The 14,759-nt window shown below is 43.1% G+C and carries 13 protein-coding genes, 2 tRNA genes, 1 rRNA gene, 2 pseudogenes and 1 riboswitch; of the genes and pseudogenes, 5 read left to right on the top strand and 13 right to left on the bottom strand.

Translation table 11 applies throughout. From position 1 onward, the window contains the following. The 11 genes from JMN17_RS19520 to JMN17_RS19470 form a co-directional block, all read right to left on the bottom strand. A 16S ribosomal RNA gene (locus tag JMN17_RS19520) occupies positions 1-127 on the bottom strand; the annotation flags it as partial. Positions 128-289: 162 nt separating this feature from the next. Further along, positions 290-363: transfer RNA gene (locus tag JMN17_RS19515), tRNA-Gly, on the bottom strand. Positions 364-377: 14 nt separating this feature from the next. Beyond that, a tRNA-Arg gene (locus tag JMN17_RS19510) sits at positions 378-454 on the bottom strand. Between the two features lie 375 nt (positions 455-829). Continuing rightward, positions 830-1,918 (bottom strand): glycoside hydrolase family 26 protein, encoded by a 1,089-nt coding sequence (locus tag JMN17_RS19505; protein WP_202329050.1) that lies wholly within the window; start codon positions 1,916-1,918, stop codon positions 830-832. Positions 1,919-1,935: 17 nt separating this feature from the next. Beyond that, on the bottom strand, positions 1,936-2,883 hold the full coding sequence (gene manA / locus JMN17_RS19500; protein ID WP_202329048.1) for a mannose-6-phosphate isomerase, class I: 948 nt from the start codon (positions 2,881-2,883) through the stop codon (positions 1,936-1,938). After that, on the bottom strand, positions 2,880-3,779 hold the full coding sequence (locus JMN17_RS19495; RefSeq protein WP_202329046.1) for an ROK family protein: 900 nt from the start codon (positions 3,777-3,779) through the stop codon (positions 2,880-2,882). The genes manA and JMN17_RS19495 overlap by 4 nt, the downstream gene beginning before the upstream one ends. A gap of 28 nt (positions 3,780-3,807) precedes the next feature. Beyond that, entirely contained in the window at positions 3,808-4,521 is a 714-nt protein-coding gene (gene gmuR, locus JMN17_RS19490) for a transcriptional regulator GmuR (protein WP_087993595.1), read from the bottom strand. A gap of 138 nt (positions 4,522-4,659) precedes the next feature. Beyond that, positions 4,660-6,057, bottom strand: coding sequence for a 6-phospho-beta-glucosidase GmuD (gmuD, locus tag JMN17_RS19485; RefSeq protein ID WP_202329045.1), 1,398 nt, complete (start codon positions 6,055-6,057; stop codon positions 4,660-4,662). 17 nt (positions 6,058-6,074) lie between these two features. Then, positions 6,075-7,403 carry a PTS cellobiose transporter subunit IIC gene (celB, locus tag JMN17_RS19480; protein WP_202329034.1) on the bottom strand — a complete coding sequence of 443 codons (1,329 nt, stop codon included), beginning with the start codon at positions 7,401-7,403 and terminating at the stop codon, positions 6,075-6,077. A gap of 18 nt (positions 7,404-7,421) precedes the next feature. Further along, positions 7,422-7,754 (bottom strand): PTS lactose/cellobiose transporter subunit IIA, encoded by a 333-nt coding sequence (locus tag JMN17_RS19475; protein WP_087993592.1) that lies wholly within the window; start codon positions 7,752-7,754, stop codon positions 7,422-7,424. Continuing rightward, on the bottom strand, positions 7,754-8,065 hold the full coding sequence (locus JMN17_RS19470) for a PTS sugar transporter subunit IIB (protein ID WP_202329032.1): 312 nt from the start codon (positions 8,063-8,065) through the stop codon (positions 7,754-7,756). Before JMN17_RS19470 ends, JMN17_RS19475 begins: the two co-directional genes overlap by 1 nt. A gap of 175 nt (positions 8,066-8,240) precedes the next feature. Beyond that, positions 8,241-8,340, top strand: a riboswitch (purine riboswitch). Between the two features lie 54 nt (positions 8,341-8,394). Here JMN17_RS19470 and pbuE point away from each other — a divergent pair. Continuing rightward, the gene (gene pbuE / locus JMN17_RS19465) at positions 8,395-9,561 is read left to right on the top strand and encodes a purine transporter PbuE (protein ID WP_087993601.1); all 1,167 of its coding nucleotides are present in this window, start codon (positions 8,395-8,397) and stop codon (positions 9,559-9,561) included. A gap of 214 nt (positions 9,562-9,775) precedes the next feature. Here pbuE and JMN17_RS19460 read toward each other — a convergent pair. Both JMN17_RS19460 and JMN17_RS19455 read right to left on the bottom strand, forming a co-directional pair. Then, positions 9,776-10,395 (bottom strand): annotated as a pseudogene (locus tag JMN17_RS19460) (YdhK family protein). Positions 10,396-10,553: 158 nt separating this feature from the next. Next, positions 10,554-11,531: an HD domain-containing protein gene (locus tag JMN17_RS19455; RefSeq protein WP_087993589.1), complete on the bottom strand. Its 978-nt coding sequence runs from the start codon at positions 11,529-11,531 to the stop codon at positions 10,554-10,556. A 36-nt stretch (positions 11,532-11,567) separates the two neighbouring features. Here JMN17_RS19455 and JMN17_RS19450 point away from each other — a divergent pair. From JMN17_RS19450 to JMN17_RS19435, 4 genes and pseudogenes are all read left to right on the top strand, one after another. Then, positions 11,568-11,811 (top strand): annotated as a pseudogene (locus tag JMN17_RS19450) (GNAT family N-acetyltransferase); the annotation flags it as partial. 17 nt (positions 11,812-11,828) lie between these two features. Beyond that, positions 11,829-12,317, top strand: a complete 489-nt coding sequence (locus JMN17_RS19445) for a DUF4944 domain-containing protein (RefSeq protein ID WP_202329030.1) — start codon at positions 11,829-11,831, stop codon at positions 12,315-12,317. Positions 12,318-12,571: 254 nt separating this feature from the next. Further along, entirely contained in the window at positions 12,572-13,960 is a 1,389-nt protein-coding gene (phoB, locus tag JMN17_RS19440) for an alkaline phosphatase PhoB (RefSeq protein WP_087993587.1), read from the top strand. A gap of 65 nt (positions 13,961-14,025) precedes the next feature. Beyond that, positions 14,026-14,736, top strand: coding sequence for a DUF4352 domain-containing protein (locus tag JMN17_RS19435; protein WP_087993586.1), 711 nt, complete (start codon positions 14,026-14,028; stop codon positions 14,734-14,736). Positions 14,737-14,759 lie beyond the last annotated feature (23 nt).

Here is a 14,759-nt window from a genome sequence, read left to right as displayed (position 1 = left end):
TTACCCACGTGTTACTCACCCGTCCGCCGCTAACATCAGGGAGCAAGCTCCCATCTGTCCGCTCGACTTGCATGTATTAGGCACGCCGCCAGCGTTCGTCCTGAGCCAGGATCAAACTCTCCGATAAAATGGATCACAGGTTAAGTTCATCGCATCCTGCGATGACACCTGCGTGACCTGCGTCGTGCAGGTCTAGTTTGACTGACTACGCACATCGCTGTGCGATTTATAAAAAAATGAATTAACAGGTACGTTTTGTCTTGTTTAGTTTTCAAAGATCATTCAATAATGGAGCGGGTGATGAGAATCGAACTCACGACATCAGCTTGGAAGGCTGAGGTTTTACCACTAAACTACACCCGCGTGGTATTTTATAATGGCGCGCCCGAGAGGAGTCGAACCCCTAACCTTTTGATCCGTAGTCAAACGCTCTATCCAATTGAGCTACGGGCGCTTATCAAGCGACTTAACTATCATACTATCATTTGATGTTGAAGTCAAGAAGTTTTTTAAGAATGTTTTTTCGTTAATCGAATCTTTTTTAATTCGACTTCACTTATTATACACGTTTTTTAAAACTTGTAAACACCTTAGAAAAACTTTTTTTGTTTTTCGTGTTGTTGTGTGCTGTTCATCAGCGACGTTTAATAATATACCATGTGTATTTTATTAGGTCAACACCTTTTCTACATTTTTTTATTTCATTCTTTCACGCTTTGTTAGATGTATACTTTATCTGATCTTACAAATAGATATGAATGCCTGATCAGGGTGTGAAGATGCTCAAGACATTCATGAGCACCTTCTTAAAGTGTACAATGCTTCCTATTCATTCAACAATAGGCGTTAAAGAATCACCGTTCCATATCTCTCCCTTATTAAGTGTCCAGCTGTCGTTATATAAAGCTGAAGCACCCTTGTTTGCAGCTGGGCTCCACTCATCATTCCATGCCAGAAAGTAAATGGTTTTAGGATATTTTTGTTTTATTGCATTGATCAACAGGCTGTAATCAAAGCTGCCGTTTGCTGTTTGAGGGCCAACTTCTGTAAAGGCGAATGGTTTGTTAAGCGCCGTTAGCTGATCGTATCCGTTAATCGAATAGGCATCTTGAAAATACGCATCTAATCCGACAATATCCACGTAAGACGCACCCGGGTAGAAATCGATTTTAAAATCTCGGTTGGCATCGGGGGAGTAAACCCAAAGCAAATGGTCAAGTCCTCTTGTGTCGGTCATATAATGATAGATTTTTTTATAGAGCTGTTTATAGAGGGAGATTCTTTCATTATCCTTTTGATTATATGAAGTAAGTCCCCACCAAAACCATTCACCGTTCATTTCATGCACCGGCCTGAACAGAACAGGCACGCCTTGGTTCTCCAGTTCTTGAAGTCCGTCAGCAATTTTGCTGAGCATGGCATTCAGCCGCTTCCCTTCCACTGTTGAAGAATCTAATATTTTTTTATACTGCTCGTTTGTAATTGATGTTTTAAAATGTCCTGATTGAAAAGCCGGATTCGCCAGGTGCAGACTGATTTGCGGAATTCCCCCGCTTTTCCAATACGATAGCAGATCTCTGTTGCAGCTTACATCTATCGAATCTTCAATATTTGCAGTGTCAAGCCATCCTCTGGCATAATCACAGCCGTAAATAGCAGGTGATTGTCCCGAAGCGTTTCGAATTCTTTCAGCTTCAGTCATAGAGAATGTGTCATGACTATAGCCTCCAAACGCTCCGGAAAGGGCTCTGTTTTCTGTTCGATTCGGCAGATGCGCAAGCCAATTCATTACTTCTTTTGTTGTCTGCTGTGCATTAGGATTAACAGGCGGCACAGTATGCGCTTCAATTGGTTTTGCCAAAGCAGCAGACACAAGTAAAAATAAGATGAGCAAACAAATCGTATGTTTCTTAAACAATGCAATTCCCCCATTCATTAAGGATGAGATATTATCAACTCACACGTTCCTTCTATTGAAAACTCGCCAAAATGCGCAGGCAGAATAAAGTGTGAGCCTGCATTACACTCATACTGAATATCATTATTTACGATTCGGCCTGATCCATTCAGGACACTCCCCAGCAAATAGGTTTGATGAGAAAGAAAAACAGCTCGGCCGCTAATCTTCCATTTGTACACGGAGAAATCATCCGATTGTACATAAACAGTAATTACGGCATTACCGACTTCTTTCACTGCCGGTGTATGCACTGTATCAATATGCGGTATCGTTATGACTTCCATGGCTTTTTCTATATGGAGAGTTCTTTTTTGGCCTTTATCATCGCAGCGGTCATAATCGTAAACGCGATACGTTGTATCAGAGTTTTGCTGGATTTCAAGGATAAGGGTTCCCTCACATAAAGCATGGAGCGTACCGCTTGGGACATAAAAGAAATCTCCGGGCTTGATTTTGAGGCGTCTCAGCAGCCCGTTCCAATCGCCGCTTTCCATTCTTTGTCTGAACTCTTCCTTTGTGCTTGCGTGATGGCCCAAAATCATTTCGGCGTCATCTTTGCAATCAATAATATACCAGCACTCCGTTTTGCCGAGATCGCCGTTTTCGTGCAGTATCGCATAATCATCATCAGGATGTACTTGCACGGAGAGATCCATATTGGCGTCCAGCAGCTTTACCAGCAGAGGAAAAACCCTTCCATCTGGAAAACCGAAAATCTCCGGATGATCCTGCCATACTTGGTCAAGTGTCTTTCCTGCCAGCGGGCCGTTTTTAACAGCCGACGAGCCATGGGCATGTGCAGAAACGGCCCAGCACTCACCTGTTTTTTCCGAGGGGATCGCGTAGCCGAAAGCGTCACGAAGCTTTGTTCCTCCCCATATTCTTTCTTTAAAGACAGGCTCCAAAAATAAAGGGTGCTTCATGACCGCACCTCCCCGGATGCTGATGCTTCTTGTAAGGCCTGATCCGCTAAAACAAACGTGCCGATGATTCCGGCGTTACCGCCTAAACATGGAGGTACAATATAATCACTTATACTTTCTGAAAATTCAGAAAAATCAAGATAACTGTTCATGATTTTCGGTACGTATTGATAAATATAAGCAAACACCTGTCGCTGATTCATCACGCCGCCGCCAAGAATGATTTTTTCAGGCGCAAGGATCAAAATATATTGAGACAGCGCTTGGGCAATATAGTACCCTTCCAGTTCCCAAACTTGGGTTATATCTGATAAATCAGCAGCTTTTTTTCCCCAGCGCGCTTCTATGGCGGGACCAGAAGCCAGGCCTTCAAAGCAATCCTTATGATACGGGCACTTCCCTTGGTATACATCATCCGGGTGCCGCCGGATATAAATATGGCCCATCTCTGGATGTGACAGCCCCTGAAGGAGCCGGCCCTCTACAATTGCTCCTGCACCAATGCCAGTTCCAATCGTTATATACAGGCAGCTGTCTAGGCCCTTCGCTTCACCGAAAAGGAATTCACCCAGCGCCGCAGCGTTGACATCCGTATGAAATCCGACTGGGATTTTCATTTCATTTTTAACGGTTTGCAAAAAGGGATAGTGTCTCCATCCGTCTTTCGGCGTGGCCATAATGGTTCCGTATGTTTTACTGGTTTTATCGGTATCAACGGGACCAAAGGAACCGATGCCGATAGCCTGTAATGAGAATTGGCGAAAATATTGAATCACTTTCTCTATCGTTTCATCCGGCATCGTTGTAGGGATCTCAACTCGGTCAATGATCGTTCCATCTTCTTTACCGACGGCACAAATAAACTTTGTGCCGCCTGCTTCAATACCGCCAAGCATTCAGATGGCCTCCTTGTTATCTCCGCGATCAGCGCCGTATGTTTACCGAAGTGACGACAAATTTGTCATGACGATGACGGGAAAAGGAATATTCAAATGGAATGCCGTTATCTAAGAAGCCCACATGTTCGACTTCCAGAATTGGATCATCCTTTTTGCAGCCCAGATGCCGCTGGTCAATATGATCAGATTTGCAGGCTCTGATTTTCCGGTGTGTTCCGGCGATTTTGAGCTGCAGCTCGTTTGTGATGTGGTTGTAGATCGAATCATGAAGGACATCGTCATTAATGCCCGGTATTAAATGAGTCGGCATATATGTTTTTTCCAATACATAGGGCTCGCCCTCTACAATCCGCAGCCGTACGACATAATAAACAGGTGTTTTCTGATCAATAGACAAATGGGCGGCCACTTCCTCTGTGGGAAATTGCACTTCAAACTGAATGACCTTGCTTTTGATTTTCTTATCTTTCAGCAAGTTGGTCAATCCGAGGATTTCATTGCTGACCACATGGACATGGTCATCCTGTATCGCTGATTGAATAATAAACGTGCCATGCCCTCGTTTTCTGAACAGCAGCCCTTCGGCTACTAAATTATCCAAAGCTCTTTTCATCGTCATGCGGCTTGAGTTGAACTCTTTCGCAAGAGATACTTCATCGGGAATCGGCTGATCGATCGGATAGACGTTATTTTTGATTCTATTTCTCATTTCATTTGCAATGATTTCGTATTTATTCATTGGTCTCCTCCGGCAGCTGTTAGAGTTTGATATCACATAAGCTTTTACGGATATCATAAGTTCTTTTCCCTATTTCATCAATGTTGCGGCTGGCCGTGGACTCTAATCATCATGATGATTGCCGGAAGATCTGTAAATTTAGAAACCGTTTTGCTCAGCAATCTCCTTGAACCATTTTCCGCTTTTTTTGATGGTCCTTTCCCCGTCTTTCTCGAGATTGACTGATACAAACCCATATCGGTTTTTATAAGCATTGGTCCAAGACCAGTTGTCCATAAACGTCCATAGGTGATAGCCTTTTACGTTTGACCCTTCCTGTATGGCGCGGTGAATCCATTTAAGGTGTTCTTTTATAAATTCAATCCGGTAATTATCTTGAATGATGCCTTGCTCATCCCTGAAGCGTTCCTCGCCTTCGACCCCCATGCCGTTTTCAGAAATAAAGCACTCGATGTTCCCGTAGTTTTCTTTTAGATTGATCAAAATATCATAAACGCCTTTTTCGTAGATCTCCCAGCCGCGATGCGGATTCATTTTGCGGCCCGGCATGACGTAAGGGTCAAAATACCTGTCCGGCAAAAAAGGAGAGTCGGGGTTCGGAAGATGTTCTTTTGCTTTTACACGTCTCGGCTGGTAATAATTCACCCCCAACAGATCAACCGTATTGTGTTTGATGACCTCAAGATCTTCTTTCTTATAGTCAGGAACAAAGCCTTCGCTCTTTAAAATGTCAACCAGCTCTTTTGGAAATTCTCCTTTAACAGATGGGTCTAAAAAGGATCTGTTAAAAAACGCGTCTGCTATTTCTCCCGCTTTCACATCCGCCGGATGGCTGCTTCTCGGATAGGACGGTGTCAAATTTAAAATGATGCCGATTTTTCCGTCCTGCTTCATCCCCTTGTAAGCCTGAATCGCACGTGCACTCGATAGCATCGTATGAAAACCGACCTGGACAGCCTCTTTAAAATCGACCTTGTTTGGATAATGGAAATCATATAAGTATCCGCCTTCTACGGGGACGATCGGTTCATTATGCGTGAACCATTTTTTCACCCGGTCTCCAAATAAACGAAAACACGTTCTCGCATAGTTTTCATAAGCGTCAACCGTTTCTCTGTTTACCCAGCCGCCGATTTTTTGAAGCTCCATCGGCATATCGAAATGAAACAAATTGACAAAAGGCTCTATTCCGTTCGCGATCAGCTCATCAATGACTCTCTTATAGAAATCTTCAGCTTTGGCATTGACCTCTCCTGTTCCATCCGGTGTTAAACGCGACCAGGAAATCGACATCCGGAACGAGTTGTGGCCAAGCTCCTTCATCAGCCTGATATCTTCTTTATAATTGTCGTAAAATTGAGATGTCGCTGCGGGCCCGACATGATCAAAAAAGCGATGCGGTTCTTTTTCAAACCAGTAATCCCATATATTCTGCCCTTTTCCGTCTCTATCGGCGGCACCCTCCGTTTGTGTTGCTGAAGCGGATGACCCCCACCAAAAATCTTTTGGAAAACGATATTGTTCTGTTTGTGCCAAGTCTCTCTCCCCTTATGTCACATTTTGATACTGTTATCATTTTGCTGAGCAGCTGTTTCCTGGACAGCCTGTTCTTTTTCTTTTGCCAGATTTAATTTATCCATTGCTTTTAGGAACGGAAACCAAATCACGAAGACAATCAGCAGATTGACAAGCTGCATCACGCCCCCCATGATCGAGTTCGTCGCCATGATGCCATTAATGAATAAAGGAACCGTCCACGGCACCGTAACACCAGTCGGAGGCGGAACGAGCCCCGCTGACATGGCCAGATAGGTGACGAGCGTAACAACCATCGGCGCCAAAACCCAAGGCACAATAATGATCGGATTCATGACAATCGGAAGCCCGAAGATAATTGGTTCGTTTACGTTAAAAATACCGGGAGCAAGGCCAAGTTTTGATACTTGTTTCATCTGCCTGCTTTTCATGAATATGAGAATGGTAAAGACAATCGCAAGCGTCATCCCGGTTCCGCCCATGCCTACTGTATAAATCTCCATAAACGGTTTTGAAATAATATGAGGGATTTCTTTTCCCGCCGTGTAAGCAGAAAGGTTTTCTACCTGCAGTGTATTCCAAATCGGGTCCATCACGGAGTTGATAATAATCTGTCCGTGCAGCCCGAAAAACCAAAGGATTTGAATGAAAAACACGGCAATCAGCGTCGGAATGATACCGCTTCCAAGTCCGACAAGCGGAGCCTGAATCGCATGATAAATGACGTCGTGCATATTTGTTTTAAATAGCTGCGTCACCAGAACGTTAATCAGCAAAAACACGGTCAATGTAATAAATGCCGGAATAAGTGCGGCGAATGATTTTGCCACAGCAGGCGGAACACCCGCAGGCATTTTGATCGTCAGGTTTTTTTGAACGATTCTTCTGTAGACTTCAGCAGAAAGAAATGCCGTAATCATACCAAGAAACATCCCTTTTGCACCGAGACGATCGACCGGGATAACCCCTGTAATGGCATCCCCTGTTTCCGGTTGAACGATAAAAGGCGTTAAGAGCAAAAAGGACACCAAAGCGATCGCGCCCCCAAATACGGCTTCGACTTGATAGCTTTTTGACAGGTAATAGCCTATCCCGAACACGACAAAGACAGACATAATGCCCATAGTCGCCGTGGAGGCAATGCCGAATTGAGACTGAAACGATGTAAGCATTGACGCATTCATAATTTTGTTTAAGAACGGCAAGTTCGTTAACACCACAAAAATGGATCCGAATATCGTAAGCGGGAAGGCCAGCATAAACGCATCTCGCAGCACTTGCAAATAGCGGTTATTGTTTAACCTCCCTGCAATTGGAACAAGGAATTGGCTGATTTTCTCGAACACCCTATCCACCCCGATTTTTTATAGATTCTTTGTTTGAAAGAGATCAAGCAGTTCTTTCACTAATTCTTTCATGGTCAATGTTGACATCAGGTGATCCTCCGAATGCATGAGCAGCAAGGAGAAATCCGCCGCTTCCCCGCCTGATTCTTTCTGTATCATTTGAAAGTGAATGTCATGGGCCGCGGATAAATCCCGCTCCGCCTTGGCAATGAGGGCATCCGCCTCTTCCTTGTTCCCTTCCTTGTAGGCGCGCAGTGATTGTATGATGCAGCTGCGGGCATTCCCGCTGTGCAGGATAAGCTGAAAACTGATTTGTTCGTCTGTTAAATCCGTGATTTTTATGTGCTCCATTATTGATTCTCCATTAATGACACTGCCTGCTCATACGCTTTTTTGCCATCTGCCATTCCGTAGGCCATCATGTCAATAACTTCAACTCGAATATTGTATTGATCCGCCTCTTTTTGCAGTTCGCTTTTCAGAAAGCTCATTTGCGGTCCGATCAAAACGGCATCCGCTTTTCTCATGTCTTCTTTCGCCTTATCTTGGCCGACAGCCCAAATCTCTGCTTCCTCTCCGATGGTTTGTGCGTATTCCTTCATTTTTGTCACCAATAAACTGGTGGACATTCCTGAACTGCACGCAAGTAATATTTTTTTCAACTGCTATCCCCCCTTGTGATTAAAACGCTTACAATCATTATTATAGTCATTAATTTTTAAATGTCTATACTTTTAAAAATTAAATATAATCATATAGTGGTACAGTTCATTGCTTGTACATTTTTCTATGGAAGATTCATTCATAATGTGTTACACTCATCAACAGAAACGAATCAATTGAATAGCTATGATCACTTGTATAACCTCAATAATATGGTTTGAGGGTGTCTACCAGGAACCGTAAAATCCTGATTACAAAAATTGTTTATGACATTTTTTGTAATCAGGATTTTTTTATTTGTCAAAACATTTTAGTAAAGGAGTTTGTTATGAATTTTAAAGTTTTCCTGCTTGCAGCTTCTACAATTGCAGTCGGATTGGTTGAGTTAATTGTGGGAGGAATTCTTCCTCAGATCGCAAATGATTTAGATATTTCCATTGTCTCAGCCGGGCAGCTGATCAGTGTGTTTGCGCTTGGCTATGCAGTGTCAGGGCCTCTGCTTTTGGCATTGACTGCGAAGATTGAGCGGAAGCGTTTATATTTAATTTCCTTATTTGTTTTCTTCCTTAGCAATCTTGTGGCCTATTTCAGCCCTAATTTTGCAACGCTGATGGTGTCAAGGGTATTGGCTGCGATGAGTACGGGGCTGATTGTTGTACTTTCCTTAACGATTGCCCCGAAAATTGTAGCGCCTGAATACAGAGCGCGCGCAATCGGCATTATTTTTATGGGATTCAGTTCTGCTATCGCATTAGGTGTGCCGCTCGGAATCTTAATCAGTGATTCCTTTGGATGGCGCATTTTATTCCTTGGCATTGGACTTTTGGCGCTAGTCTCCATGCTGGTTATTTCAATCTTCTTTGAAAAGATACCGACGGAAAAAATGATACCTTTCCGAGATCAACTCAAGACGATTGGCAATCTGAAAATCGCGAGTTCACACCTTGTCACGATGTTTACTTTAGCGGGGCACTACACGCTATACGCCTACTTTGCGCCGTTTTTGGAAGAAACTCTTCACCTGGGCTCTTTCTGGGTCAGCATTTGTTATTTCCTTTTCGGGATATCTGCTGTGTGCGGAGGTCCTTTCGGAGGAGCGCTTTCTGACCGGCTTGGTTCGTTTAAGAGCATTTTGCTGGTGACCGGTTCCTTCGCCATCATTATGTTCTTACTGCCGCTGTCAACGTCATCTATGATTTTCTTTTTGCCTGTCATGGTGATTTGGGGACTTCTGAGCTGGAGCCTCGCCCCGGCTCAGCAAAGCTATTTGATAGAAATTGCGCCAGATTCGTCTGACATTCAGCAAAGCTTTAATACGTCTGCTCTCCAAGTCGGAATTGCCCTTGGCTCAGCCATTGGCGGTGTTGTTTTGAATCAGACGGATAGTGTTGTCTCAACGGCCTGGTGCGGCGGATCGATTGTCATTATCGCTGTCCTGTTTGCCTTAATTTCTTTAACAAGACCTGTCCAGACAGCAAAAAAATCCTCCTTGTAAAAAGAGGATTTCAGATTGTTGACAAAATCCTAAAACGGTTTAGTTTTAGGATTTTGTCATCTTTTCAGCGTGGTTGAAAACCCTTGAAGTCTAGGAAAGGCGAGCATTGGAGCGGAGCGAATGTCCTAATTCGTGAGCACCAACGCACAGGCTTGACAACGAATGCTAGGGTTTGTCGACACGCTGAAAATCCTCCTTGTAAAAGGAGGATTTTTTATGATTTAGCTGAAAGCTCGTCTTCGGTGACCCATTTGTGGTTTTTCACTTTTTCACCGCTAGTTGTCGATGTATAGTCAACCATGTATACGGTTGTTTTTTCGGCGGAATCGATCTCGGCTGTTGCTCCCTTCATGCCTTTCATATGAGAAGCCTCTAAGATCACCTGATCTCCGGGGTTTAAAGTTTTCTCTCCCGCATCTTTGATTTCTTCTTGGATCACCCATTTGTGATGATCTACACGCTGTCCTCCGTTTGTCGGAGTGTAAGAGACAACATACGCCGTTGTGTCATAGGCGCCTGTCACTGTAGCTTCGGCACCTTTCATGCCTTTCATATGAGATGCATTGATGATCACTTGGCTGCCTACTTTATATTTCGGATTTTTAGATTCCTGTAATCCCTCTGGTACGTCAGCTGATCCGGAATGGTCCATTTCTTCATGTGATGATGAATCTGAATGATTTTCATGTTTATTTTCTTTTGTGCTATTGTTATTGCCGCATGCTGATAAAACAAAAACAAGAGATAACATCAGGATTCCCAGTGCTTTTTTAGAGAGTTTCATGTTCATTCTCCTTTGCTTCATTTTTTACTGTTATTTTTGCCAGCAGACAATAAAACGAATAACTGCAAGCAAATATGTCCTTTCGATAATACTATACCCCCGAACGGTATGTAAATACGCTGATATTCTCATAAAACGATCCCACAGTTTGTCCTATTCCCCTTGATTTACATAGCCAAACATGAAAAAAGCCGCTGTCACGCGGCAACTAGTGATGCAACACTTTTATATACACACCTTTTTTTGCTTTTTGATAAGCCGCCTTCCCCATCTTTCTCACCTTTTCAGAAACGTCTGAGGCTTTGATCCATTCATCTTCATGAAAAATGGATGGATCGATGAGACGCATTTTCTTCTTTTGATGGAAATCGTACTGGATGTCATCTTCTTTTACTTGGATGCCGGGATGAATATGTTTAAGCAAGCTGATTACTTCTTCATGTTTTGATGCATGCAGAATGTGGAGTACCTCTTGATCCGTTTTTAGCAGATCTTCTGCGGATATGATATTGTGCCGCAGCGCAGCCTTCAACGTTCTTGCTAAGTATTCATAGCCATATACATTCACAGGATTCAAAAAGAAATCAATCACTTCCATGTAATACACCCCGACAAACCATTCGGCGGCTTCGATACCATCCGGAAACGTCTTTCCGTTTCTCACAATAAGATGATCTAAAAAGCTTTGCGCTTCGAGCAGGCTAATGTGTCCATATCGGTACATGTCGCGCAGCGTATAGTCTATCCGATCGGCACAAAGCTCCGGAGCGGGCTGTTCCAGCAATGTCCATCTCGTATCGTCTGATAAAAGTTCTTCGGCTTCATAACCGTGTTTTTTTAGAATACCCGGGATCTCAGAGTGAACAATGACTTGTTGAAAGATGTTTTCATGATAATCTTCCTCTTCATTTTCAAAGACAACATCGATTACATGAGAAAAAGCGGTGTGTGACACATCGTGGAGCAGGCCTGCAATCTGTTCCTCTATTGTTCCTCCAAGCTTTTTGATGAGGAGCATCACGCCGATGGAGTGCTCATACCGGGTCACATTCCACTTTTGATTGACTAAAAAGCTTGCTCCGCCTTGATAGATTCCTTTTAATCGTTGCACCGGCGAGCTTTTGATAAGCTCTTCCAGCACTCCGTCTATATGATGCCGCCCGTAAATGACATCGTTGATTTCCATACCGTCACCTCAATATTTATTTTCTTATCGTTATATATTGTATATTTAGATAATATTATTGAAAAGAATGGGATCGGCTCAGCTTTACTGCTGCAGGTTGAAAAGATGTCTAAAGCTTATCACAACGAACGATAATGTACCCGATGGCATTTTATCAAAAGAGGGGCTATCAATTTGCCGCATTGTTTCCAAACGCAGTTGAAAAAGCGAGGCGGCTCAAACCGAAGAAAACGGGATTTTGATCCGGGATGAAATTCTTTTTTCGAAGGTAATTAATTAAACGAATAGGAGTTTATTATGTCTAATCATTATAAATACCCTCTCATTTTCACAGCATCCCTATTATTGGTTTTCTGCTTGATCTTTTTTTCCTATCAGCTTATTCATCATGTGCGATTGGAATATCCGAATTGGCGGGGAGAAAGCAAAGATCGGAATTGGGAAGCTGTTTTTACCAAAAATGAAGATGCCCTTAACGAATACAGCGGCAATCTTTATTGGATCGGTGATACGGCTAAAGCTGACAACACTTATGTGGAATCTCTGATTGTAAAAAAAGATGATGAGGTTCTGCTGAATTCTGATACAGAAATCCCCATCCGAGATTATTCCGGCGGCACTTCCCGCGATGGAAGCGCAAAAGAGAAGTCCGTTTCTTTTTTGGAGCGATTAGATGAACATGAGCTTGAAGGCCATGATATTACGGTTGAAGTGAAATGGAAGCAAGGTGATCATTATACTGCGAGTCAGTTTTCCCTTAATGAAAAGACCTTGTTTGATCATTAAATAAAAGCAGGGATTTTTATAGAGGTCCCTGCTTTCTTTTTGTAAATTGTCATATCTCCCAGTCTCTTGATCCCCCTTGTCCCCGGCATCCAGCTTTTCTATATGCTCATCCTCACTCAGCCTGAAGGACCCCCATTGTCCCCCACTCTCTTATTCTTGTAAATCTAATCTTTATAATCGATTAATACTTGCTTAACACTTAAAAAATATAATGGGGTTGTCATTGAGATCATATATTATAGGAGGTTATCCAGTTGAAAAAATTCCCGAAAAAATTACTGCCTATCGCGGTTTTATCATGTATTGCGTTCAGCAGCTTAGCCGGCGGCAGTGTGCCTGAAGCCAGCGCCAAGGAAAAGAAAAAGGGGAATCAAGACGAAATTAAGAATGTGATCGTACTGATTGGTGATGGTATGGGTGTGTCGTATACGTCCGCTTATCGTTACTTAAAGGATAATAAAAAGACAAAGTTTGTAGAGCCTACCGCTTTTGATCAATACCTTGTCGGCCAGCAAACGACTTACCCTGAAGATCCAGAACAAAACGTAACAGATTCTGCAGCTGCGGCAACGGCTATGTCAGCTGGAGTGAAAACATATAACAATGCGATTGCGGTGGATAACGACGGATCAGAGGTCAAGACGGTTCTTGAAGCAGCGAAAGAAAAAGGAAAATCAACAGGCCTTGTGGCTACTTCAGAAATTACACACGCCACTCCCGCCTCTTTCGGTTCCCACGATCACAGCCGGAAAAACATGAATTCGATTGCCGATGATTATTTTGATGAAATGGTAAACGGCAAGCACAAAATTGATGTGCTTCTTGGCGGAGGAAAAAGCAATTTTGACCGCAAGGACCGCGATTTAATCAAGGAATTCAAAAAAGCGGGTTACAGCTATGTGGATGACCGCAAGAGCATGCTTAGAAATAAAGACAGCCAAGTTCTCGGCCTATTCGCTGACGGCGGCCTGCCTAAAATGATGGACCGTACGAAGGATATCCCTTCATTAAAAGATATGACAAACACTGCGATTAAAAAATTAAGCAAGGATAAAGACGGTTTCTTCCTCATGGTCGAAGGCAGCCAGATTGACTGGGCGGGACATGACAATGATATCGTCGCCGCCATGAGTGAGATGGAAGACTTTGAACAAGCTTTTAAGGCGGCTATTGATTTCGCCAAAAAAGACAAACACACATTGGTTGTCGCAACGGCTGACCACTCCACAGGCGGATACTCAATCGGTGCGGACGGCATCTACAACTGGTTCAGTGAACCTATTAAAGCCGCAAAGCGCACACCCGATTTTATGGCAGAAAAAATCGCTGACGGCGCAGGTGTTGAAAAAACATTAAAAACGTATATTGACCAAAAGAAATTGGCTTTAACTAAATCAGAAATTCAATCTGTTGAAAAAGCCGCAAAAACGAAAGAAGTACTTGAAATCGATAACGCGATTGAGGAGATTTTCAATAAACGCTCCCACACTGGATGGACAACAGGCGGACATACTGGTGAAGATGTTCCCGTCTACGCGTACGGGCCGTCAAGCGATGATTTTGCAGGCCAAATTGATAATACTGAAATCGCGAAAAAAGTTTTCAGCGCTTTACAATACAAGATTAAGATTAACGATAAGTAAAAGAATACAAGGTGCCCCGTTGCTTGTATGAAGTAACGGGCTCTCTTTTTAATGGAGGAATCATGATGAGAGGAATTATTTCGATTGCTGTTTTTATCGTCATGCTTGCGGGCTGCTCATCAAACGTCAATACAGAAAAACAAAATGCGGGCGAGGAGCAAGCGGTAAAAGCCACACCGCAAAGCACGTCATCTCAAAAAGACAGCAGAGATGATTATCAGCCCAATTCACAAGTCACCGATGACCGATCTTTGATGAAGGCGGGCCAAACGTTTTCTGATGACAAGGGAAAAGCTGTTTTAAAGAATATCAAGCAAGTGAATCAAACCTATAAGATTGGCGACGTGGAGTTAACAGTAAAAGAAATGAAGCTGATCCACTTGCGCCCGGACTACAGCATGATTGATTATTTTCATGTATTAACACACGATGAAGAGTTTGATTTCGTTAAGGTCTTCGTTGACATCAAGAACACATCTTCAAAAAAAGTAAATGTTGCGCCGGTTGCCTTGATGAAAACAAATACAGGGGAAACCTTTGATTGGAACAAAGATATTTATCTTGAAGAGTTGAATGGCGAATTGGAAGGCGGAGCAGAAAAGTCCGGAAATCTCGGATTTATTGTAAATGCATCAAGCGGCCATGCTCATGATGAAGATGCTGATGATAAGAAGAAAGAAAAAGAGATCAAGTGGATCGAAATCACAACAAGTGACGTCTTTGACCACAACCATCAGAAAATCAGTGATGCTCAAAAGATCAAAATCGAGTTTTAAATGACGAACTCCCGTACCAGGTA

The sequence above is a fragment of the Bacillus sp. RHFS10 genome (assembly GCF_016757475.1).
Taxonomy (GTDB): Bacteria; Bacillota; Bacilli; order Bacillales; family Bacillaceae; genus Bacillus; species Bacillus subtilis_G.
This window is presented reverse-complemented; position numbering and strand designations above follow the sequence as displayed.

Coding starts and splice junctions, on each gene's coding strand:
- manA (WP_202329048.1), bottom strand. CDS start 2,883: ATGAAGCACCCTTTATTTTTGGAGCCTGTCTTTAAAGAAAGAATATGG.
- JMN17_RS19495 (WP_202329046.1), bottom strand. CDS start 3,779: ATGCTTGGCGGTATTGAAGCAGGCGGCACAAAGTTTATTTGTGCCGTC.
- gmuR (WP_087993595.1), bottom strand. CDS start 4,521: ATGAATAAATACGAAATCATTGCAAATGAAATGAGAAATAGAATCAAA.
- JMN17_RS19475 (WP_087993592.1), bottom strand. CDS start 7,754: ATGGAGCACATAAAAATCACGGATTTAACAGACGAACAAATCAGTTTT.
- pbuE (WP_087993601.1), top strand. CDS start 8,395: ATGAATTTTAAAGTTTTCCTGCTTGCAGCTTCTACAATTGCAGTCGGA.
- JMN17_RS19455 (WP_087993589.1), bottom strand. CDS start 11,531: ATGGAAATCAACGATGTCATTTACGGGCGGCATCATATAGACGGAGTG.
- JMN17_RS19445 (WP_202329030.1), top strand. CDS start 11,829: ATGTCTAATCATTATAAATACCCTCTCATTTTCACAGCATCCCTATTA.
- JMN17_RS19435 (WP_087993586.1), top strand. CDS start 14,026: ATGAGAGGAATTATTTCGATTGCTGTTTTTATCGTCATGCTTGCGGGC.